Origin of the sequence: Bradyrhizobium sp. SZCCT0231 (assembly GCF_018130245.1) — a bacterium.
Classification (GTDB): domain Bacteria; phylum Pseudomonadota; class Alphaproteobacteria; order Rhizobiales; family Xanthobacteraceae; genus Bradyrhizobium; species Bradyrhizobium japonicum_F.
In genome coordinates this window covers 23102-43126 of the sequence record NZ_JAFCKP010000030.1, presented here as the reverse complement: position 1 = coordinate 43126, position 20025 = coordinate 23102, and the positions used below count along the sequence as shown (strand labels likewise).

Here is a 20025-nt window from a genome sequence, read left to right as displayed (position 1 = left end):
CTGGAATTTGGCGCCGCCGCACGAAAGCCGTCGTCTGGCGCGCACTCGTCTCAAGCTGCTCAGCTCCACCCAGCTGCGCAACCACTCTCGTCCAGTCCTCGTTCAGAAGCGATTCGTCTGCCATGCCCCTTGGAATCACGTGTGATTCCAACACTCAAGAATAAACTTAACGCCTATGGCGTCCGCCGGGTCATCCGCGCGGAAGCTGTGGCGCGTCCGGCGGCGGGCCGCTGTGGGAGCGGCTCGGCAAGGCGATCGAGGCGAAGGGACTCACCGATGTCGGCTTCACCGCATCGGGTTGTCTCGGCTTCTGCGCCGCCGGTCCGCTGATGGTCGTCTATCCCGACGGGGTCTGGTACAGGCCGACGACGCCGGAGGACATCGACGAGATCGTCGATGAGCACCTGAAGCAGGGCCGGCGCGTCGATCGCCTGGTGATGGTGCTGGCGCGGAGCTGAGTCTCATTGTTCAGCGCAACGCGGCATCGTCTCCGGCCGCGTGCAGCCCTGAAGGTCGCTTCGCTCGCCGCCGAGCAGTGATGGAACCGGTTCGCGGTCGAAACCGGCACATCTGGCGCCGTCAATTTCGATCAGCGGCCGCCGGATCAGCAGGGGATCGTGCAGCATCAGCGTGATCGCGCCCGCGGCATCGATCTCCGCCGGCTCGACCTCGCCGGATTTGATCCGCGGCGCGGCTGGGTTGAACCAGGAGGTGACGGGCGTTGCGCCGAAGAAGCCGAGCAGACGCTCTGCTGTCCAGGGCTCAGTCAAAAGGCTCTTCGCGATCACCTGATGGCCTGCCGATTCCAGCGCGCGGATCTGCCGCGCGTTGGTCCCGCAGCCCGGCTTCTGGTAGAACAGCACGGTCGCCACCGCCGGGCTCTATTTCATCACGCTGAGCTGGACCAGCGGCGCGGCGCCGCCGCGGCCGAGGATGGTGTCGACCTTCTTGCGCACGCCTTCCAGCGTCAGCGGCTTCACCACGGCGCCGTGGGCGCCGGCCTTCATCCCTTCGACCGCAGTGGTCTCGTCGGACTTGTCGGTGACGATGAGAATGCGGACGCCGGGAAATCTCGCGCCGAGCTCGCCGATCAGGCCGGGACCGCGTGCCTTCAGGAAGGAGACCCCGAGCAGCACCACGTCCGGCTTGAGCCAGTCCACGCCTTTGGCATAGGCCTCTTCGGGCGTCGCCAGCTCATGCGTCTCGATCTCGTCATGCAGCATGAACTGCAGCGCCGCGCGGGTGATCTCGTCCTCGTCGACCACGAATACGCGCCGCTGGTCGACGGCCTTGGCTGTCTCGACACCGATCTGCATCTGTTGCTCTCCTCAAGCCGCTTCGCAACGACAGTTAGCAATTTCCGTTCCGCGTCCGCGCAGCGGCGGTTGCGGTGCATTTGCACCGCCAGCGCTGCGATCCTTGTCCGATTTCTGACAGAGGCCGTACCTCTGTAGGGTTCGACACAGCTTCTGTCGGCCACTTGCATCGAAATATTTCGCGAGCGCATTCAGCGCCTTAGTGCGCGCGCAGCGAATGGCACGCCAGTTGCTATTTGGATGCAGCAACAACGAGTGAGGGCTGAGAGCACGCCGACGCCGCTGGCGAGCGATGTTCTCCTTCCCGAACCCCGCGGGCCCACGCTTCTGAGAGAGAAGCAATCTCGCGCGAGCAGCGCGGAGTCATTGGCAATCGGTTGATGGAGAGCAACATGTCTTCACTGAGACAAATCGCGTTTTACGGCAAGGGTGGTATCGGCAAATCGACGACGTCGCAGAACACGCTCGCGGCGCTTGCCGAGATGGGTCACAAGATCCTGATCGTCGGCTGCGATCCCAAGGCGGACTCGACCCGCCTGATCCTGCACGCCAAGGCGCAGGACACCATTCTGAGCCTCGCGGCCAACGCGGGCAGCGTCGAGGACCTCGAGATCGAGGACGTCATGAAGGTCGGCTACCAGAACATCCGCTGTGTCGAGTCCGGCGGTCCGGAGCCGGGCGTCGGCTGCGCCGGCCGTGGCGTCATCACCTCGATCAACTTCCTGGAAGAGAATGGCGCCTATGAGGACATCGACTACGTGTCCTACGACGTGCTCGGCGACGTCGTTTGCGGCGGCTTCGCCATGCCGATCCGCGAGAACAAGGCGCAGGAAATCTACATCGTGATGTCCGGCGAGATGATGGCGATGTACGCCGCCAACAACATCTCCAAGGGCATTCTGAAGTACGCCAATTCCGGCGGCGTCCGCCTCGGCGGCCTGGTCTGCAACGAGCGCCAGACCGACAAGGAGCTGGAGCTGGCGGAAGCGCTGGCCAAGAAGCTCGGCACCCAGCTGATCTACTTCGTGCCGCGCGACAACATCGTGCAGCACGCCGAGCTGCGCCGCATGACCGTGCTGGAATATGCGCCGGAGTCCAAGCAGGCGGATCACTATCGCAACCTCGCGACCAAGATCCACAACAACGGCGGCAAGGGCATCATCCCGACCCCGATCAGCATGGACGAGCTCGAGGACATGCTGATGGAGCACGGCATCATGAAGGCGGTCGACGAGAGCCAGATCGGCAAGACCGCCGCCGAGCTCGCGACGGCCTGACCATCCTGCCGGCCTCCCCGCATTGGGAGGCCGGCCCCTTTTCGACGACCCTGCGGCATAACCGGCGGAGCCTTCCGTGATCGCGGCGCAAGCGAGTACGATCGAAGCGACAGCACGTCCACTGGCAGGCTCCGGCGCCTGCGGGCCGCATGCAGGAATAGAATTCTACCGTCTTCTGACCGGCCGTGATCCGGTGGAGGCCGATATCCGCGACGACGCCGATTTCGACCGTCATGTGCTGGCCTCGATCCTGGCCGCAGCGGCGATGGACGGCGGTCCTCTCGCCGAGCGCGCCGGTCTGTCGGAGCAGGAGCTCAACGACCTGCTCGCTCGCAATTTCCCCTCCGCGTTGGTCCGCGCATTCGCGTGGATGCCGAGATCCGTGTCCGAGAGCGACGACGACGCCATCATGGTGCGCGATCTCCTGCTCGCACAGCGTTCGACCGACGGCGATGTCGGCCGCTGGCTGGCGGCGATGGTGGCGCGCCGCGCGATGGAGCCGAACCATCTCTGGGAAGATCTCGGGTTGCGCGAGCGATCGGAACTGTCGCGCCTGCTGATGCGTCATTTTGCGCCGCTGGCGAGCCGCAACACGAAGAACATGCGCTGGAAGCGCTTCTTCTACCGCATGCTGTGCGAGGACGACGGCTTCGTGATGTGCACGACGCCGGTCTGCACGCAGTGCAACGATTTCGACCTCTGTTTTGGCGAGGAGAGCGGCGAGAGCCGGATGGCCGAGCGCCGGCGGGAATTTTTGCGCGGCGACAGCGATCGGGTCGATGCCGCCCGGTCGGCGTGAGGTGATCATGGACGCGTATCCCGGAACTTCCGTTGTCGATGCGATGAACGCTGGGCTGCCGGCCCAGCTTCAGGACGAAGAATGCCCGATGTTCCGCCGATTGCGCGACGCTGGCCTGCGGCCGACGCGCCAGCGCGTGTTGCTGGCAGACTTGTTGTTCGGGCAGGGACACCGCCATGTCACAGCGGAGACGCTTTTTGCAGAAGCATCCGAGGCCAACATCCAGCTCTCGCTGGCGACGGTCTACAACACGCTGAACCAGTTCACCCAGGCCGGGCTGTTGCGCCGGATCGGGCCGGATGGCTCGCGATCGTTCTTCGACACCAACACGACGGTACATCCGCATTTCTATCTTCACGGCGAGGATATCCTGATCGACGTGCCCGAGACGCTCGTTCTCGCGCAGATGCCCGAGCCTCTGCCGGGCCACGAGATCTCGCGGCTCGACATCATCATCCATATCCGCCGCAAGTCTGCCGACATCTGACACGTCGCCTGTCCGACGCTGTCGCATTTGCGACAAAGCGGGCGCGGTCGATTGTTCCATGAATTTCAATTGCTTGGCGGTTTATCTGAGGGTGGCACGAGGGTTGCTGAATTCCTGATTGGAATGAATGATGGGAGTGCGCGGATGGTGTTTTCCGACCCGACGAAGCGGCTGGATGGTGGCCAGCCCCGACCCGTCGTCCTGAACGACACCACGCTGCGTGACGGCGAGCAGGCGCCGGGCGTCGCCTTTACCACCGCAGAGAAGGTCTCGATCGCACGCGCATTGGCCTCGGCCGGCATCACGGAGATCGAAGCCGGCACGCCTGCAATGGGCGATGACGAGGTGAGCGCGATCCGCGCCATCGTCGAGGCCGACCTGCCGGCGACCGCAATCGGCTGGTGCCGGATGCGGACCGCGGATGTCGATGCGGCCATCGAGGCCGGCGTCTCCATGGTGAACGTCTCGATCCCGGCCTCCGACGTGCAGATCGCCGCCAAGCTCGACGGCGGACGGCCGGCGGCGCTGGAGCAGGTGAGGCGGGTGGTCGGCTACGCCCGCGACAGGGGCCTCGACGTTGCGGTCGGCGGTGAGGACTCCTCCCGCGCCGATGTCGATTTCCTGGTCGAGCTGATCGCGACCGCAAAGGCCGCGGGCGCGCGACGCTTCCGCATCGCCGACACCTTGAGTGTGCTCGATCCGGACGCCTCCTTCGCATTGCTCGCAGCACTTCGCGCTACCACGGATCTCGAGCTCGAGTTCCACGGCCACGACGATCTGGGCCTTGCGACCGCCAATACGCTGGCCGCGATCAAGGCGGGCGCCACACACGCTTCCGTCACCGTGATCGGTCTTGGCGAGCGGGCCGGCAATGCTCCGCTGGAGGAGGTTGCGGTCGCGCTCAAGCAACTCTATGGCTGCGATACCGGCGTGGCGCTGTCCGAACTGGAGAAGGTGGCATCCGTGGTTGCCGCTGCGGCCGCGCGCGCCATTCCGCTCAACAAGGCGATCGTCGGCGAGCATGTTTTTACGCACGAATCAGGCATTCACGTCGACGGCCTGTTGAAGGACCAGCGCACCTATCAGGCGCTGGATCCGCGTCTGCTCGGTCGCTCCAACCGCATCGTCATCGGCAAGCATTCGGGGCTCGCGGCGATCACCGCGCTGCTCGCCGAGCTCCAGCTGTCCGTCAGCGCGGAAGAAGCAAAGACCGTGCTCGCCCGCGTTCGCCAGCATGCCGTCGAGCACAAGGGCGCCGTTGGCCGGGAGACGGTGACGGCGATCTGGCGCGAGGTGCGCGAGCGCTCGCTCCTCAACTGCGCGTGAGGTTATCATGGCCTGTGTCGTCGACATTCCGCTGGCTGAACCGTCTCCTCCCAAACCGGTCAAGCCGTCTCTGCTCAAGCTGATCCGAGAGGACATCGGCTGCGTGCGCCAGCGTGACCCCGCCGCGCGCAGTCAGCTCGAGACGCTTCTGACCTATCCCGGCATTCATGCCGTGATCTGGTACCGGATCGCGAACCGGCTGTGGACAGGCAGCTGGCGCTTTCCGGCGCGGCTCTTGTCCTGGTTCGGCCGCTTCGCGAGCAATGTCGACATCCACCCCGGCGCGCGCATCGGCCGGCGCTTCTTCATCGACCACGGCGCCTGCGTCGTCATCGGCGAGACCGCGGAGATCGGAGACGACGTCACGCTCTATCACGGCGTCACGCTCGGCGGCACCTCGTGGTTTCCGGGCAAGCGTCATCCGACGCTGGAGGACAGGGTCGTGGTCGGAGCGGGCGCAAAGATCCTCGGACCGATCACGGTCGGCGCCGGCTCGCGCGTCGGCGCCAATTCGGTGGTGATCGACAGCACCCCGCCCGACGTCACCGTTGTCGGCATTCCCGCGCGCGTCGTGCGCCCGCAGCTTGGTCATCGCCGCGTCGTCGGCCGGATCGATCTCGATCATCACCTGATGCCTGACCCCGTCGGCGATGCCATTGCCGTGCTGCTCGACCGCGTCGAATTCCTGGAAGCGCGGCTCACTCACATGCAGAGGCGCGCCAGGGATGCCGGCGCGCCCGCAACGCAGAGCGCGACCTGCATGGTGCCGCAGAGCCCGATGGAGACCGATCATGGCTGATGGAATTCTGGCGCAACTCAACAAGGCCTCCGCCGCCGAAGAGTTCTTCACGCTGCTCGGCGTCGACTACGATCCGAAGGTCGTCAACGTGGCGCGGCTGCATATCCTGCGGCGCATGGGCCAGTACCTCGCCGGAGAGGACTTTGCCGGAGTGGCGGACGAGACCGTGGCGGAACGATGCAAGACCGTGCTCGAGCGTGCCTATGCCGACTTCGTTGCCTCGACGCCGATCGACCAGCGCGTCTTCAAGGTCCTGAAGGACGCCGTCGCGCCGCAGCCGAAGCAGACGCCGACATTCGTGCAGATCGGCACGCTGAAGTGAGCCGGCGCTCTGTCGCATTTGCGACGCGTGTCGGAGCAGCGTTGTCGGCTCCGCTGCCTGAAGCGGATGCAACCGATACCGTCGCTTTTCTAAGTCACTGTATCAGCATCTGATTTTCGTCGTTCGCGCAGTTGGTACGACACTTGCTGTTTGTCCTCTGAACCAAGTTTTGGAGACGCGTCCTGGAGAAGCACATGCACATCGTCGTCTGCATCAAGCAGGTTCCGGACTCCGCGCAGATTCGCGTGCATCCCGTGACCAACACCATCATGCGTCAGGGCGTGCCGACCATCATCAACCCTTACGATCTGTTCGCGCTGGAAGCAGCGCTCGAGCTGCGCGACCAGTTCGGCGGCGAGGTCACGGTGCTGACCATGGGACCGCCATCGGCCGAGGACAGCCTTCGCAAGGCGCTGACCTTCGGTGCCGATCGCGCCGTGCTGCTGACCGACCGCTTCTTCGCCGGCGCCGATACGTTGGCCACCACCTACGCGCTCGCCACCGCGATCCGCAAGATCTCGACCGAGTTCGGCGCGCCGGACCTCGTCTTCACCGGCAAGCAGACCATCGACGGCGACACTGCGCAGGTCGGTCCCGGCATCGCCAAGCGGCTGGGCCTGTTGCAGCTCACCTATGTCGCCAAAATCAGCGCGCTGGATTTGGAGGCACGCACGATCGACGCGGAACGGCGCTCCGAGGGCGGCGTGCAGCTCCTGCGCACCAGGCTGCCATGCCTCGTCACCATGCTGGAGGCGACCAACCAGATTCGCCGTGGCGCGATGGCGGACGCCCTGCGCGCCGCGCGTGCTCCGATCGTGAAATGGAGCGCGCAGGATGCCGGTGTCGAGGATATCTCGAAATGCGGCCTGCGCGGCTCGCCCACCATCGTCAAGCGGGTGTTCGCGCCCGCGGCGCGCAGCGAGAAGGCGGCGCTGATCGAGAGTGGCGAGCAGCCGGCCGAGGCGCTGATCGACGCCATCTTCAAGCGCCAGCCGGCGCTCGAGACTGAGCTCGCGACGCTGGCGCGCGGTTATTGAGGCGAGAGGAAGCAAGCACCATGGCCACCGCACCGAAAACCGCAGCTCCAGCCTCCGGTCGCGCCGCGACCAAGAAGGAGTTGTCGGAGCATTTCAAGGCCTACAAGCACGTCTGGGTCTTCATCGAGCAGGAGCGTGGCCAGGTTCACCCGGTCTCTTGGGAGCTGATGGGCGCCGGCCGCAAGCTCGCCGACAAGCTCAAGGTGGATCTCGCCGCGGTCGTGATCGGGCCGGAGGGCGAGGCAACGCAGAGCGCCGCCGCGGAATCCTTCTGCTACGGCGCCGATCTCGTCTACACCGTCGCCGACAATCTGCTCGCCGACTACCGCAACGAGTCCTACACCAAGGCACTAACCGACGTCGTCAACACCTACAAGCCCGAGATCCTGCTGCTCGGCGCCACCACGCTCGGCCGCGACCTCGCGGGCTCGGTGGCGACGACCCTGCTCACCGGTCTCACCGCCGACTGCACCGAGCTCGACGTCGATACCGACTGCTCGCTCGCCGCGACGCGTCCCACCTTCGGCGGTTCGCTGCTCTGCACGATCTACACGCTGAACTACCGGCCGCAAATGGCGACGGTGCGTCCGCGCGTGATGCCGATGCCGGAGCGTGTCGCGCGTCCGATCGGCCGCATCGTCAGCCACCCGCTCGGTCTCGTCGAGGACGACATCGTGACCAAGGTGCTGTCGTTCCTGCCCGACCGCGATTCCGCGAAATCCAATCTTGCCTATGCGGACGTCGTCGTCGCCGGCGGCCTGGGGCTGGGATCGCCGGAGAATTTCCAATTGGTGCGCCAGCTCGCCACGGTGTTGGGAGCCGAATACGGCTGCTCGCGGCCGCTGGTGCAGAAAGGCTGGGTCACCTCCGACCGGCAAATCGGCCAGACCGGCAAGACCATCCGTCCAAAGCTCTACATCGCTGCGGGCATTTCCGGCGCGATCCAGCATCGCGTCGGCGTCGAGGGCGCCGATCTGATTGTCGCCATCAACACCGACGGGAACGCACCGATCTTCGATTTCGCCCATGTGGGCATCGTCACCGACGCCATCCGGCTGCTTCCGGCGCTGACGGCGGCGTTCCGCGCCCGGTTGTCACCGCATTCGCGCGACCGGATCGCCAGTTAGAAAGGGAGAGGCGCCATGATCGAGGAGAAGTTCGATGCCATCGTCGTCGGCGCCGGCATGGCCGGCAATGCGGCGGCGCTCACGCTCGCCCAGCGCGGCCTGAAGGTGCTTCAACTCGAGCGCGGCGAATATTCAGGTTCGAAGAACGTGCAGGGCGCAATTCTCTATGCCGACATGCTGGAGAAGCTGATCCCCGATTTCCGCGAGGACGCGCCGCTCGAACGGCATCTGGTCGAGCAGCGCTTCTGGATGATGGACGACCGCTCGCACACCGGCCTACATTATCGTTCCGACGATTTCAATGAGGAGAAGCCGAACCGCTACACGATCATCCGTGCCCAGTTCGACAAATGGTTCTCGCAGAAGGTCCGCGAGGCCGGCGCCACGGTGCTCTGCGAGACCACGGTGACCGAGCTCGCGCAGGACGCCTATGGCAAGGTGATCGGCGTGCGCACCGACCGCGCTGACGGCGAGATCCATGCCGACGTCGTGATCTTGGCGGAAGGCGTCAATGGCCTGCTCGGCACACGCGCCGGGCTGCGCGAACGACCGAAGCCCGACAAGGTCGCGCTCGCGGTAAAGGAGATGCATTTCCTGCCGCGCGAGACCATCGAGGCCCGTTTCAATCTTCGGGGCGACGAGGGCATGGTGATCGAGGCTGCCGGCACCATCTCGCGCGGCATGACCGGGATGGGTTTCATCTACGCCAACAAGGAATGCATTTCGCTCGGCATCGGCTGCCTGGTCGCCGACTTCCAGCGCACCGGCGAGACGCCGTACGGTCTGCTCGACCGCTTCAAGCGGCACCCGTCGGTCGCCCCGCTGATCGAAGGCTCCGAGGTGAAGGAATATGCAGCGCACCTCATTCCCGAGGGCGGCTTCAAGGCGATCCCGCAGCTCTACGGCGAGGGCTGGGTCGTGGTCGGCGACGCCGCCCAGCTCAACAACGCCATCCATCGCGAAGGCTCGAATCTCGCAATGACCTCGGGACGGATCGCGGCGGAAGCGATCTTCCAGGTCAAGTCGCGCAAGGATCCCATGACGGCGGAGAACCTGTCGCTTTACAAGAAGATGCTGGACGAGTCCTTCGTCATCAAGGATTTGAAGAAGTACAAGGACATGCCGGCGCTGATGCACACCCAGTCGCAGAACTTCTTCCTGACCTATCCAGAGCTCGTCTCCAAGGCGATGCAGAACTTCCTGCGCGTCGATGGCACGCCGAAGGTCGAGAAGGAAAAGACGACGTTCAAATCGTTCATCAAGGCGCGGTCGTGGAGCGGGCTGTTTGGCGATGCCTTCCGCCTCGCGCGCGCCTGGCGGTGATCTCAAAGGAAACGCAACACTGGCGATGGAGACCTAGGCCATGTCGATCGAGCCATCCGTACGTGTCGAGGACAAGCTGTTCTACAACCGCTATCTGGTCGATGCCGGCCGGGCCCACATCAAGGTGCGACCGCACACGACGCCATCGCCCGAGCTCCTCAGCATGCTCAAGGCCTGCCCGGCGCGCTGCTACGAGCTCAACGACAAGGGCCAGGTCGAGATCACCGTCGACGGCTGTATCGAATGCGGGACATGCCGTGTGATCTGTGAGGGGAGCGGCGACATCGAGTGGAGCTATCCGCGCGGCGGTTACGGCGTGCTGTTCAAGTTCGGCTGATCCCTGCAGCGTCGGCTACGCGCGAAGCGGCGCCGGTCGCGAGTGCATGAATTCGCGACACGGTGAGTTGAACGCAACGCGCCTTGCGACTAGCATCGCACTGCCGGAACGCAAGGAATAGAAAATGAAACTGAGTGCACGCAATGTTCTTCCCGGAAAAGTCATCGCGGTCACCAAGGGCACGACGACGGCCCATGTGAAGATCGAGCTCGCGCCGGGACTGGTTGTGTTTTCGGCGATCACCAACGAGGCGGTGGACGACCTCGCGTTGCAAGTCGGCGATAGCGTCTCGGCCGTGGTCAAGTCATCCGACGTGATGATCGGCAAGTAGTGCCGCAGGTGCATCGGCGGGCAGTCGTGCTGCGCGGGCCCGCTTGATGCGCGACGACAGGTCCAGCCACCAGCCCTCGATTGCCCCTCGCTCGCACAAGAGGGTGGTGCCGATCCCGCCGGTAAAATCATTCCAGGCGTCGAGGCATTTTTCCGGCACCGCCGTGAGCACGGGGATACCGGCGGCGATGGCGTCGGCCAGCTCGTCCCGCAGACCTTCGCCGGCGGCTTCTTGCTTGGAGAATTTGTTGATCACGACGAGATCGACATCGGCCGCGATCGCACGCGCAACGGCGACGGCCGCTTCGGCGAGGCCCGCGGCGTCGAGCTTGCAGGCCATGGCGCCCGAGCCCAGCGGCTGGCAGATCGAGATCTCCGTCCCGCTCATGAGATCGATCGCCTGCATGCCGATCTGGCAGCCCGCGCCATCCTTGACGTTGCGCTGGACCACGCCGCCGATCCGTTCGCCCGATCGCACGAGATTCCGGGCGAAGTCGGCGAGCAGGCCGTCGACGTCGTCCTGCGGACGGTAAAGGATCGCGGCGACGCGGTTCGGGTCGATATCGTGGAAGTCGATCGGCATGGAAGTCATCCTCGTTCCTACGCGCTTTCGTCGAACCGAGCAATCTCCATGCCGTCCTTCGATCGTGCCCGGCAGCCGCGCGGCATTGCTTCGCAGCGCGTGAAGGGGGCCAGATCCGGTGATCCGGCCGCGCTCCATCAGCACCAGGTGATCGGCAAAGCGCTCGATCTCCGCCATGTCGTGGCTGATATAAAGTACCGGCAGCGACAGCGTCTCGTGCAGCCGCTCCAGGAAGGGCAGGATCTCATCCTTGGTGGTACGATCGAGCGCGGCCAGCGGCTCGTCCATCAGCAGAAGCTTCGGCTGCGACAGCAGGGCACGGCCGATCGCGACACGCTGCCGCTCGCCGCCGGAGAGGTGGTGGGGCGAGCGGTCGAGCAGTGCGGCAAGGCCAAGCAGCTCCACGACCTCGTCAAAGGCAATCGGCGCGCGCGCCACCTTCCGCGCGCCGAACAGCAGATTGCGACGCACCGAAAGATGCGGAAACAGGCTGGCTTCCTGGAAGACGTAGCCGATCGGCCGCCGGTGCACGGGCCGAAACGACGAACCGTCCTGCCAGATGTCACCATCCACTGCGCAAAATCCGTCGGCCATGCGCTGCAGGCCCGCGATACAGCGCGCCACACTGGTCTTGCCGCAACCCGAAGGACCGAAGATCGCGGTGACGCCGGTCGCGGGCAGGCTGAGCTCGACGTCCAGCGTGAAATTGCCGAGCTTGCCGTGGAAGGCCGCGTTGATGCGGCCGGGTTCGGATCTTCTCATGCCGCGGCCCTCGCGGCACGCTTGTCGACCAGCGTCATGGTGAGGATCACGGCGAAGGCGAAGATCACCATGAGGCCTGCGAGCATGCTCGCCTCGCGCCAGCGCGAGGTTTCGACGTAGTCGAAAAGCGCGACCGACAGCACCTTGGTGCGCCCTGGAATGTTGCCGCCGATCATTAGCACGAGGCCGAACTCGCCGACTGTGTGGGCGAAGCCGAGCACCGCACCGGTCAGGAAGCCCGGCCGTGCCAGCGGCACCGCGACGGTCCAGAACGAGCGCAGGGGTGAGGCACGCAAGGTGGCGGCAACCTCGAGCGGTCGCTCGCCCATCGCGGCAAAGGCGTTCCGAATCGGCTGCACCACGAACGGCATCGAATACACCACCGAGCCGATGATCAGGCCTTCGAAGGTGAAGGCGAGCGTGCGCCCGCCCCACAAGCTTGCGATCCATCCGCCGGGCCCGTCGGGACCGAGTAGCACCAGTAGATAAAAGCCGAGCACGGTCGGCGGCAGCACCAGCGGCAATGCAACGACGCTCGCGATGATCTCGGTCCACCAACCCTTCGCGTGCGCCAGCCACCAGGCAAGCGGAGTCGCCAGTACCAATAGGATCGCGGTCGAGATCGCGGCGAGTTCGATCGTGAGCAGTACCGACTGGCGGATCTCCGCCGACCAGATCTCCATGCGCGTCAGCTCTGCCCGTCCAGCACGTAGCCGTATTTCTCGATGATGGCGCGTGCCTCGGGTCCCCTGAGGAAAGCGATGAAGGCGCTCGCGGCCTCGTTCCCGGCACCCGTTTTCAGCAGAACCGCGTCCTGCCGGATTGGATTATAGAGTGCCTGCGGCACCACCCAGCGCGAGCCCACCTCGCCGCCGGTCAATTGCGACAGCGCGACAAAGCCGATCTCTGCATTCCCCGTCTCGACGAACTGATAGGCCTGGGTGATGGTCGCGCCCTCCACCAGCTTCGGTTTCAGGGTGTCGTAAAGGTTCAGTGACTTCATCGTTTCCACGGCGGCAAGACCGTAGGGCGCGGCGGCGGGATTGCAGATCGAGAGCTTTGCAAAGGTCGCGGCCTTCAACGTCTCCTCGCCCGTCACGATTCCCGACGACTTGCTCCATAGCACCAGCTTGCCGATCGCGTAGGTGAAGCGGCTGTCTGCCGCCGCAAGGCCGTTCTCGACGAGCTTCTTCGGCCGTGAATCGTCGGCGGACAGGAACACCTGGAACGGCGCGCCCTGCGCGATCTGGGTGTAGAACTGTCCGCTCGCCCCGAAGCTCAGCACCGCTTCGTGTCCGGTCTTCTGCTTGAAGATGGCGGCGATCTCCTTGGCGGCGTCGGTGAAATTGGCGGCGACGGCAACGTTGGTCTGCGCGGCCTGCGCGGACGCGCATGCGAGCAACAATCCTGCGGCAAGGGTGATCGAGCGAAGCAGCTTCATGATGAACTCCAGCGGACGGCAATGGCTTCCACGCAGCCCGATTGCTGCGAGGCGCCGGCCACAAGGGTCTCAGCAATCGGCGTGCCGGATGAGCGGCCGCAGGCTGGTGCGCGCCTTGCAGGAATAGCGTCAAAAGCGGGGGCTTCCCGCCTCTTGCGGCGGCGGGACCGATGATCCGTGTCGGATTTCCGACATTGTCGTCGGCAAGCCCACACCAATGAAGGAAGGCACGACATGGCAACCGTTGCATCGCGCGCCGAGCTCGAACGCCTGCTTGAGGACGACGTCCCTTACGGCGATCTCACCACCGAGGCGCTTGGGATCGGCGGGGCCATCGGCGTCATGCAGTTCACCGCGCGCGCGCCGATGATACTGGCCCTCGCTGAGGATGCCGCCGAGATCATCACCCTCGCCGGCTGCGAGGTGGAACTGTTCGCCGCATCCGGCGCGGCGCTGGAGCAGGGCGCCCCGATCCTTCAGGCGCGCGGTCCGGCCGCGGGCCTGCTGCGGAGCTGGAAGGTGGCCCAGACCTTGGTCGAGATCTGGTCGGGCGTGGCCAGCGAAACCCGCGCCATCGTCGATGCGGCGCGGGCGGTCGTACCGGAGATCCCGGTCGCCTGCACGCGCAAGAACGTGCCGGGCACCAAGCGCTTTGCGGTGGCGGCCGTGAAGGCGGGCGGCGCCGTGATGCACCGGCTCGGTCTGTCCGAGACCGTGCTGGTGTTTCCTGAGCACCGCGCCTTTCTCGGCGAGCTGCCGCTGTTTCAAGCGGTCGAGCGATTGCGCCGGGCCGCGCCGGAGAAGAAGCTCGTGATCGAGGTGAAGACCGCCGATGCCGCACTTGCCGCGGCAGTCGCCGGTTTCGACGTGGTTCAAGCCGAGAAGTTTTCTCCAGCCGAGATAGCTGCACTGGTCAAGCGCATGGCATCGATGGCCTATACCCGCGCTCGTCCGATCATCGCCGCCGCCGGTGGAGTCAACGCGGCGAATGCTGCGGCCTATGCGGAGGCCGGCGCTGATGTCCTGGTGACGTCATCGCCCTATCTTGCAAGATCGAAGGATGTACAGGTAAGGATTGTGGCGGCTGGTAGGGCTCGATCTCCTTCTTCCGACGGATTCTCGTTGCGCGATGCTGCATGCGAGAGGACCGCTTAGCGGCTTTCTGTGATGCCAATCGTTCGCTCCGAGCGTCAAACTATGTTTGCGTCACTGGCTACTTGGTTTCCGGGGCGCGCATTGCAGCTTTAGGAAGTCAAGAACGCGGCTGAGACCGTTTCTTCTTTGAAGACATCAGCTTGCAGCCAGTTGCGAAGCGCGTCTGCGGGGATTTGCTGTCTGGCCCGAATGTTGCCCTTCAGTATGACGGGTTTGAAAAAAGATCATACGAGGGGAGTGTTGTTCTTGGCCAACGCGCATCGCCCGAGGGAGCGGCCCCGGACTGCTTCCGGTGCCGGTCCCGCTGTTCTCTTCGGTGGGCTTATCACCGCCAATGTCGCCGCCTGGGCGTGGGCTTTTGCCGTGTTTGCCGACCGGCCGGCGGTCATGGCGACCGCGGGGCTCGCCTGGGTGTTCGGCCTGCGCCACGCCGTAGACGCTGACCACATCGCGGCGATCGACAACGTCGTGCGCAAGCTGATGCATGCCGGCGATGCGCCGCGGAGCACGGGCCTCTATTTCGCGCTCGGCCATTCCACCGTCGTCGTGGTCGCAACCCTGCTGCTGGCCGTGGGTGTGGTGAGCCTTGGCGGCGACAGCCTGCTCAAGAGCATCGGCGGCCTGGTCGGCACGTCGGTCTCGGCGATCTTCCTGCTGCTGATCGCCGTGCTCAACCTTGCGATCTTCGTCGGCCTGTGGCGCACCCTACGCGCGATGCGCGAGCGCGGCGTCCATGATGCGGAACAGCTCGACGCGCTGCTGGCCGGCCGCGGCCTCCTCGCGCGGCTGCTCGCGCCGATGTTCCGCATGGTGACGAAGTCCTGGCATATGTATCCGCTGGGCTTCCTGTTCGGGCTCGGTTTCGACACCGCGACCGAGATCGGCCTGCTCGGCATCTCCGCCACGGAAGCTGCGCGCGGCCTGTCGCTGTCACATGTGCTGGTCTTTCCGGCGCTGTTTGCCGCCGGCATGGCGCTGGTCGACACTGCCGATTCCACATTGATGGTCAGTGCCTATCGCTGGGCCTTTGTCGATCCCATGCGAAAGCTCTGGTACAATCTGACGATCACCGGTGCCTCCGTCGCGGTCGCGCTGTACATCGGCGGTGTCGAGGCGCTCGGCCTCTTTGGCGAGCAGCTCGGACTGTCCGGCGGGCTCTGGACGCTGCTCGATCACCTCAACGACTCCCTCGCCAGTTTCGGCTTCGCGGTGATCGCGCTGTTCGCGGTCGCCTGGCTCGTCTCCTTCGTGCTCTATCGTACTGCGTTCAGGGCCGACCGCTGGTCGCGCGCCTTCGCCCGCACCGAGCCCGATGTGTTGGAGTGCGCCGATGCGGTCGAGGTGGCCTAAGGCTGCCGCGCTCGGCGGGCAAGGAGGCAAGGCTTTGGCGCTCGGCGGCTGCTCTGCTGGCCTATGGCGAGCGCGGCCTTGCGCATGACGGCGATCACACCAATGACCGACATGGCAGCGACATGAGGAGGTGGGCGTATCCTGCGAAGGGGTGATTGCAACGGCGTGGGTGTGTTGTGGTAGTGAACGGCGGGGTTCGCGGAACGTCGCGGCCTGGGAGCGCTACCAAGGGACATCAGATGGACCGTGACCTCGATCTCACCGGCTTTGAGCTGCATCCACAGCGTGGTGCGGTGCTGGGCGAGGTGCATGCCCGCCCGTTCACGCGGCTGACGGCGCCGCTCACTGTGCTGCGCTTTGCCTTTCTAGGCCAGGGCGAGGTCGCCGCGGCCGACCGGCAAGAGTTCGTGGCATTCTGCATCTCGCATGGACAGACGCCGCCGGACGCGGGGATCAAACATCATCAGGTCACGATCGGCGCAACCCAGCTCCGCTGGGAGCAGCACTCGGAATTCACCACCTTCACCTGGATCCTCGGCAATACGGATATGTCCGCGCGCCGGTTCGGCGAGATCGGCGATGAGACCGCCGCACTGATCCGCTCTCTGCACCAGTCCGGCCAATTGCTGGTCGCGGTCAAGCTCGCCGTCGAGCAGACCTCGGCGGCCCTGGAGCGTGCCCAGGAGCTCTTCGAGCGAGGCAGCCTCGCCGTTGCTGCGGTTCGCAGCGGACCGGCCGTGGTCGCATCCGACTTTCGCGCCGACGACCAGGGTTTTGTTCGCATCCTCGTCTGCAACGACGGTCTGTCGCCCGGCCGGCTCGGCGCGCTGGTGCAGCGGGTCCTTGAAATCGAAACCTATCGCACGCTGGCGCTGCTCGGCCTGCCCGCCGCACTCGAGCTTGCACCCTCCATCGATCACATCGGACGGCGGCTCGTCGAAGTGCTCGAGGAGATGCAGGGCGCCGAGGACCTCAAGCTCAACAATCATCTGCTGACGGAACTGACCGCATTGGCGGCTTCGCTGGAAAGGGGAGCTGCCGGCAGCCTGTTCCGTTTCGGCGCCAGCCGCGCCTACTACGAGATCGTGCAGGCTCGCCTCGGCGTGATCGAGGGCGGCGAGATCGCGGGCTACCCGACCTGGTCCTCCTTTCTCGCTCGCCGCATGGCGCCGGCGATGCGCACCTGCGCCACGATGGAGGACCGGCAGGCCATTCTGTCGATCAAGCTCGCGCGCGCGGCCGATCTGTTGCGTACGCGCGTCGACGTCGAGCTCGAGGAGCAGAACCGCGACCTGTTGCGCTCGATGGACGAGCGCACCAAATTGCAATTGCGGCTCCAGGGCACGGTGGAAGGATTGTCGGTTGCGGCTATCGGCTACTACGTCGTCAGCCTGTTCGGCTATCTCGCCAAGGGCGCGCATGACAGCGGCCTGCATGTGGAACCATCGCTTGCGACCGCGCTGTTCGTGCCGGTCGCCGTGGCCGTGGTGTGGATCGTGACCCGCAATATCCGCAAGCGGCACCTGAAGCACGATGGCGATATGTCGGGCGCCCGCGACTGAGTGCGCGAACGAGCCTCTTGCGCTTCGCAGGCGAGCGGTTGAAGCTGGGGCGACCGGGAGACGTAACATGAGCCGATCCGACGGAATGACCAACGTGCTCTGGCTGCAGGGCGCCAGTTGCGGCGGCTGCACCATGTCGATCCTCGAAAGCGGCGCCTCCGGCTGGTTCGACGAGCTCAGGCAGTTCGGCATAAACCTGCTGTGGCATCCGTCGGTCAGCGAGGAGACCGGCGAGGAGGCGGTCGAGGTGCTGCAATCTGTGCTCGACGGCAAGGTGCGGCTCGACATGCTCTTGCTGGAAGGCTCCGTCGCCCGCGGCCCGAACGATACCGGACGTTTCAACATGCTCGCGGGTACGGGCCGCTCGATCTATCGCTGGATGCTCGATCTCGCGCCGCGCGCCGATTATGTGATCGCGGTCGGAAGCTGCGCCGCCTATGGCGGCGTGCCGGCCGCCGGATCGAACCCGACCGACGCTGTCGGGCTTCAGTTCGAAGAGGCCGACAGCGGCGGGGCGTTGGGCGCGGGCTTCCGTTCGCGGCTCGGTCTGCCCGTCATCAACGTTGCCGGTTGCGCGCCGCATCCGGGCTGGATGATGGAAACCATCCTGGCACTGACCGCAAAGGATATTGCCGCGACCGATCTCGACGCTTACGGGCGGCCAAAGTTCATCGCCAACCACCTCGCGCATCACGGCTGCTCGCGCAACGAGTTCTACGAGTTCAAGGCCAGCGCGGAGACCATGTCGGAGCGCGGCTGCCTGATGGAGCATCTCGGCTGCAAGGCGACGCAGGCGGTCGGCGACTGCAACCAGCGCTCCTGGAACGGCGGCGGCTCCTGCACCAAGGGCGGCTATGCTTGCATCGCCTGCACCTCTCCGGGGTTCGAAGGCGCGCAGAACTTTTTGGAGACCGCCAAACTGGCCGGCATCCCGGTCGGTTTGCCGACCGACATGCCAAAAGCCTGGTTCGTTGCGCTCGCGGCATTGTCGAAGTCGGCGACGCCGCGGCGGGTGCGGTTGAACGCGACCGCCGACCACGTGGTCGTTCCGCCCGGCCGTACGACGACCAAGGGCAAGCCATGACGCGGATCACGATCGGCCCGTTCAACCGTGTTGAGGGCGATCTCGAAGTCCGCCTCGACGTCGAGAGCGGCCGCGTCATGCGCGCGGAGGTGACCGCGCCGCTCTATCGCGGCTTCGAGCAGATCCTCGAGGGCCGGCCGCCGCTCGACGCGCTGGCGCTGGCGCCGCGGATCTGCGGCATCTGCTCGGTCTCGCAATCGGTTGCGGCGGCTGCTGCCTTGCGCGACGCCATGTCGATCGAGGCGGCACCGAACGGATTGCTCGCCACCAACATCGCGCATGCCGCGGAGAACGCGGCTGACCATCTCACCCATTTCTACATCTTCTTCATGCCGGACTTTGCCCGTGAGGCCTATGCCGCGCAGGACTGGCACGAACAGACCCGCGAGCGCTTTGCGGCAACGCGCGGCAGCGCGGCGCGCGACGTCCTGCCGGCGCGGGCGCGGCTGCTCGAGACCATGGGCATCATCGCCGGGAAATGGCCGCACAGCCTCGCGTTCCAGCCCGGCGGCTCCACGCGCGCCATCGATCTCGGCGAGCGCGTTCGGTTGCTGTCGATCACGACGGCCTTTCGAAGCTTCCTCGAACGTATCGTGTTTTCGGATACGCTGGAGAATGTGCTGGCGATATCTACCGCGGACGAGCTCGACCGCTGGCGCGACGGCCGTGGCGGCGATTTTGCGCATTTCCTGCGGCTTGCCGATAATCTCGCGCTCACCGGGCTCGGAAAGGGCACGGGCCTGATGATGAGCTACGGCGCCTATCATGGTCCAGACGGTGAGCTGTTTCCGCGCGGCCTGTTTGGCCCGCGTGCTGCGATCGAGCCACTGCCATTGGCCCAGATCACCGAAGATGTCTCCCACGCCTGGATGCGGGAGTCCTCCGCCGACCCCGCCCACAGCAGCACGGTCCCGGATCCCGACAAGCCGGCGGGCTACAGCTGGTGCAAGGCGCCGCGGCTCTCGGGGCAGCCGATCGAGGTCGGCGCCATTGCGCGCCAGACCGTGGCGGGGCAGGCGCTGATTGCCGACCTGGTCTCGGTCAGCGGGACCAATGTGCGCAACCGCGTGATCGCGCGGCTGATCGAGACCGCGCGCATCGCGCACGCCATGGAGCAGTGGACGCGTGCGCTGCGGCTGTCGGAGCCGTTCTGTCACAATTCGCGCGAGATCCCGAACGGCAGCTATGTCGGGCTGGTCGAGGCCGCGCGTGGTAGCCTCGGCCACTGGATGGCGGTACGCGACGGCAGGATCGAGCGCTACCAAATTATCGCGCCGACCACCTGGAATTTCTCGCCGCGCGATGCCTTCGACATCGGCGGTCCCCTGGAGCAGGCGCTGGTCGGCACCGATGTCGGCGATGCCGGCGCGCGCGCGGTCGCGATCCAGCACATCGTGCGTTCGTTCGATCCCTGCATGGTGTGCACCGCGCATTGACCGGCGCCGCAAAACATACCGTCGTCCCGGACAAGCGTAAGCGCCGGGATCCATAGCCACAGGATTGGGTTTGGCGAAGATTCGTGGCCACCACCTCGCGCCACAACACGGCCCTGTGGCTATGGGGCCGGATCGGCACTCGCTCTGGCAACGCTTCGCGTTGGAACTCGCT

The 20025-nt window shown here is 65.4% G+C and carries 21 protein-coding genes and 2 pseudogenes; 17 read left to right on the top strand and 6 right to left on the bottom strand.

Annotated elements, in window-relative coordinates; genetic code table 11:
• Positions 1-179: 179 nt before the first annotated feature.
• Positions 180-458, top strand: a pseudogene (locus tag JQ566_RS33675) ((2Fe-2S) ferredoxin domain-containing protein); the annotation flags it as partial.
• A gap of 3 nt (positions 459-461) precedes the next feature.
• Here JQ566_RS33675 and JQ566_RS33670 read toward each other — a convergent pair.
• Positions 462-872, bottom strand: a complete 411-nt coding sequence (locus JQ566_RS33670; RefSeq protein ID WP_212380424.1) for an ArsC/Spx/MgsR family protein — start codon at positions 870-872, stop codon at positions 462-464.
• Positions 873-881: 9 nt separating this feature from the next.
• Positions 882-1316, bottom strand: a complete 435-nt coding sequence (locus JQ566_RS33665) for a response regulator (protein ID WP_212380422.1) — start codon at positions 1314-1316, stop codon at positions 882-884.
• A 392-nt stretch (positions 1317-1708) separates the two neighbouring features.
• Between JQ566_RS33665 and nifH the strand changes: the two genes are divergently transcribed.
• The 11 genes from nifH to JQ566_RS33610 all read left to right on the top strand — a co-directional run bounded on the left by nifH (position 1709) and on the right by JQ566_RS33610 (position 10481).
• Positions 1709-2593, top strand: a complete 885-nt coding sequence (nifH, locus tag JQ566_RS33660) for a nitrogenase iron protein (RefSeq protein WP_025037785.1) — start codon at positions 1709-1711, stop codon at positions 2591-2593.
• Between the two features lie 121 nt (positions 2594-2714).
• Positions 2715-3392: a nitrogen fixation protein NifQ gene (locus tag JQ566_RS33655; RefSeq protein ID WP_249139960.1), complete on the top strand. Its 678-nt coding sequence runs from the start codon at positions 2715-2717 to the stop codon at positions 3390-3392.
• 43 nt (positions 3393-3435) lie between these two features.
• Positions 3436-3879, top strand: a complete 444-nt coding sequence (gene irr / locus JQ566_RS33650) for a Fur family transcriptional regulator Irr (RefSeq protein ID WP_283814397.1) — start codon at positions 3436-3438, stop codon at positions 3877-3879.
• Positions 3880-4023: 144 nt separating this feature from the next.
• Positions 4024-5205: a homocitrate synthase gene (gene nifV / locus JQ566_RS33645; RefSeq protein WP_212380415.1), complete on the top strand. Its 1182-nt coding sequence runs from the start codon at positions 4024-4026 to the stop codon at positions 5203-5205.
• A gap of 7 nt (positions 5206-5212) precedes the next feature.
• On the top strand, positions 5213-6004 hold the full coding sequence (cysE, locus tag JQ566_RS33640) for a serine O-acetyltransferase (protein WP_212380414.1): 792 nt from the start codon (positions 5213-5215) through the stop codon (positions 6002-6004).
• Positions 5997-6326, top strand: coding sequence for a nitrogenase stabilizing/protective protein NifW (gene nifW / locus JQ566_RS33635; protein ID WP_212380412.1), 330 nt, complete (start codon positions 5997-5999; stop codon positions 6324-6326). The genes cysE and nifW overlap by 8 nt, the downstream gene beginning before the upstream one ends.
• Positions 6327-6520: 194 nt before the next feature.
• Positions 6521-7363 carry an electron transfer flavoprotein subunit beta/FixA family protein gene (locus tag JQ566_RS33630; RefSeq protein ID WP_212380410.1) on the top strand — a complete coding sequence of 281 codons (843 nt, stop codon included), beginning with the start codon at positions 6521-6523 and terminating at the stop codon, positions 7361-7363.
• Between the two features lie 20 nt (positions 7364-7383).
• Positions 7384-8490, top strand: a complete 1107-nt coding sequence (locus tag JQ566_RS33625; RefSeq protein ID WP_212380408.1) for an electron transfer flavoprotein subunit alpha/FixB family protein — start codon at positions 7384-7386, stop codon at positions 8488-8490.
• Positions 8491-8505: 15 nt separating this feature from the next.
• On the top strand, positions 8506-9813 hold the full coding sequence (locus JQ566_RS33620; RefSeq protein WP_212380406.1) for an FAD-dependent oxidoreductase: 1308 nt from the start codon (positions 8506-8508) through the stop codon (positions 9811-9813).
• Positions 9814-9853: 40 nt separating this feature from the next.
• Positions 9854-10150 carry a ferredoxin family protein gene (locus JQ566_RS33615; RefSeq protein ID WP_025037776.1) on the top strand — a complete coding sequence of 99 codons (297 nt, stop codon included), beginning with the start codon at positions 9854-9856 and terminating at the stop codon, positions 10148-10150.
• A gap of 124 nt (positions 10151-10274) precedes the next feature.
• Positions 10275-10481 (top strand): TOBE domain-containing protein, encoded by a 207-nt coding sequence (locus JQ566_RS33610; RefSeq protein ID WP_212380404.1) that lies wholly within the window; start codon positions 10275-10277, stop codon positions 10479-10481.
• Here JQ566_RS33610 and JQ566_RS35070 read toward each other — a convergent pair.
• From JQ566_RS35070 to modA, 4 genes and pseudogenes are all read right to left on the bottom strand, one after another.
• Positions 10455-11063 (bottom strand): DUF2478 domain-containing protein, encoded by a 609-nt coding sequence (locus JQ566_RS35070; RefSeq protein ID WP_212380430.1) that lies wholly within the window; start codon positions 11061-11063, stop codon positions 10455-10457. The two genes, JQ566_RS33610 and JQ566_RS35070, sit on opposite strands and share 27 nt — an antisense overlap.
• An 84-nt stretch (positions 11064-11147) precedes the next feature.
• Positions 11148-11825, bottom strand: a pseudogene (modC, locus tag JQ566_RS35065) (molybdenum ABC transporter ATP-binding protein); the annotation flags it as partial.
• Positions 11822-12508, bottom strand: a complete 687-nt coding sequence (gene modB / locus JQ566_RS33595; RefSeq protein ID WP_212380402.1) for a molybdate ABC transporter permease subunit — start codon at positions 12506-12508, stop codon at positions 11822-11824. The gene modB and the pseudogene modC, both read right to left, overlap by 4 nt.
• 5 nt (positions 12509-12513) lie before the next feature.
• Complete coding sequence (gene modA, locus JQ566_RS33590; protein ID WP_212380400.1) at positions 12514-13266, bottom strand: molybdate ABC transporter substrate-binding protein; 753 nt, start codon at positions 13264-13266, stop codon at positions 12514-12516.
• 234 nt (positions 13267-13500) lie between these two features.
• Here modA and modD point away from each other — a divergent pair, with 234 nt between their 5' ends.
• The 5 genes from modD to JQ566_RS33565 all read left to right on the top strand — a co-directional run bounded on the left by modD (position 13501) and on the right by JQ566_RS33565 (position 19853).
• Positions 13501-14421: a ModD protein gene (modD, locus tag JQ566_RS33585; RefSeq protein WP_212380398.1), complete on the top strand. Its 921-nt coding sequence runs from the start codon at positions 13501-13503 to the stop codon at positions 14419-14421.
• A 189-nt stretch (positions 14422-14610) separates the two neighbouring features.
• Entirely contained in the window at positions 14611-15771 is a 1161-nt protein-coding gene (locus tag JQ566_RS33580; RefSeq protein ID WP_212380397.1) for a HoxN/HupN/NixA family nickel/cobalt transporter, read from the top strand.
• Positions 15772-16010: 239 nt separating this feature from the next.
• Positions 16011-17333 (top strand): DUF3422 domain-containing protein, encoded by a 1323-nt coding sequence (locus tag JQ566_RS33575; protein ID WP_212380395.1) that lies wholly within the window; start codon positions 16011-16013, stop codon positions 17331-17333.
• 67 nt (positions 17334-17400) lie between these two features.
• On the top strand, positions 17401-18417 hold the full coding sequence (locus JQ566_RS33570) for an NADH-quinone oxidoreductase subunit B family protein (protein WP_212380393.1): 1017 nt from the start codon (positions 17401-17403) through the stop codon (positions 18415-18417).
• Positions 18414-19853, top strand: coding sequence for a nickel-dependent hydrogenase large subunit (locus JQ566_RS33565; RefSeq protein ID WP_212380391.1), 1440 nt, complete (start codon positions 18414-18416; stop codon positions 19851-19853). The genes JQ566_RS33570 and JQ566_RS33565 overlap by 4 nt, the downstream gene beginning before the upstream one ends.
• The last annotated feature ends 172 nt before the right edge of the window (positions 19854-20025 follow it).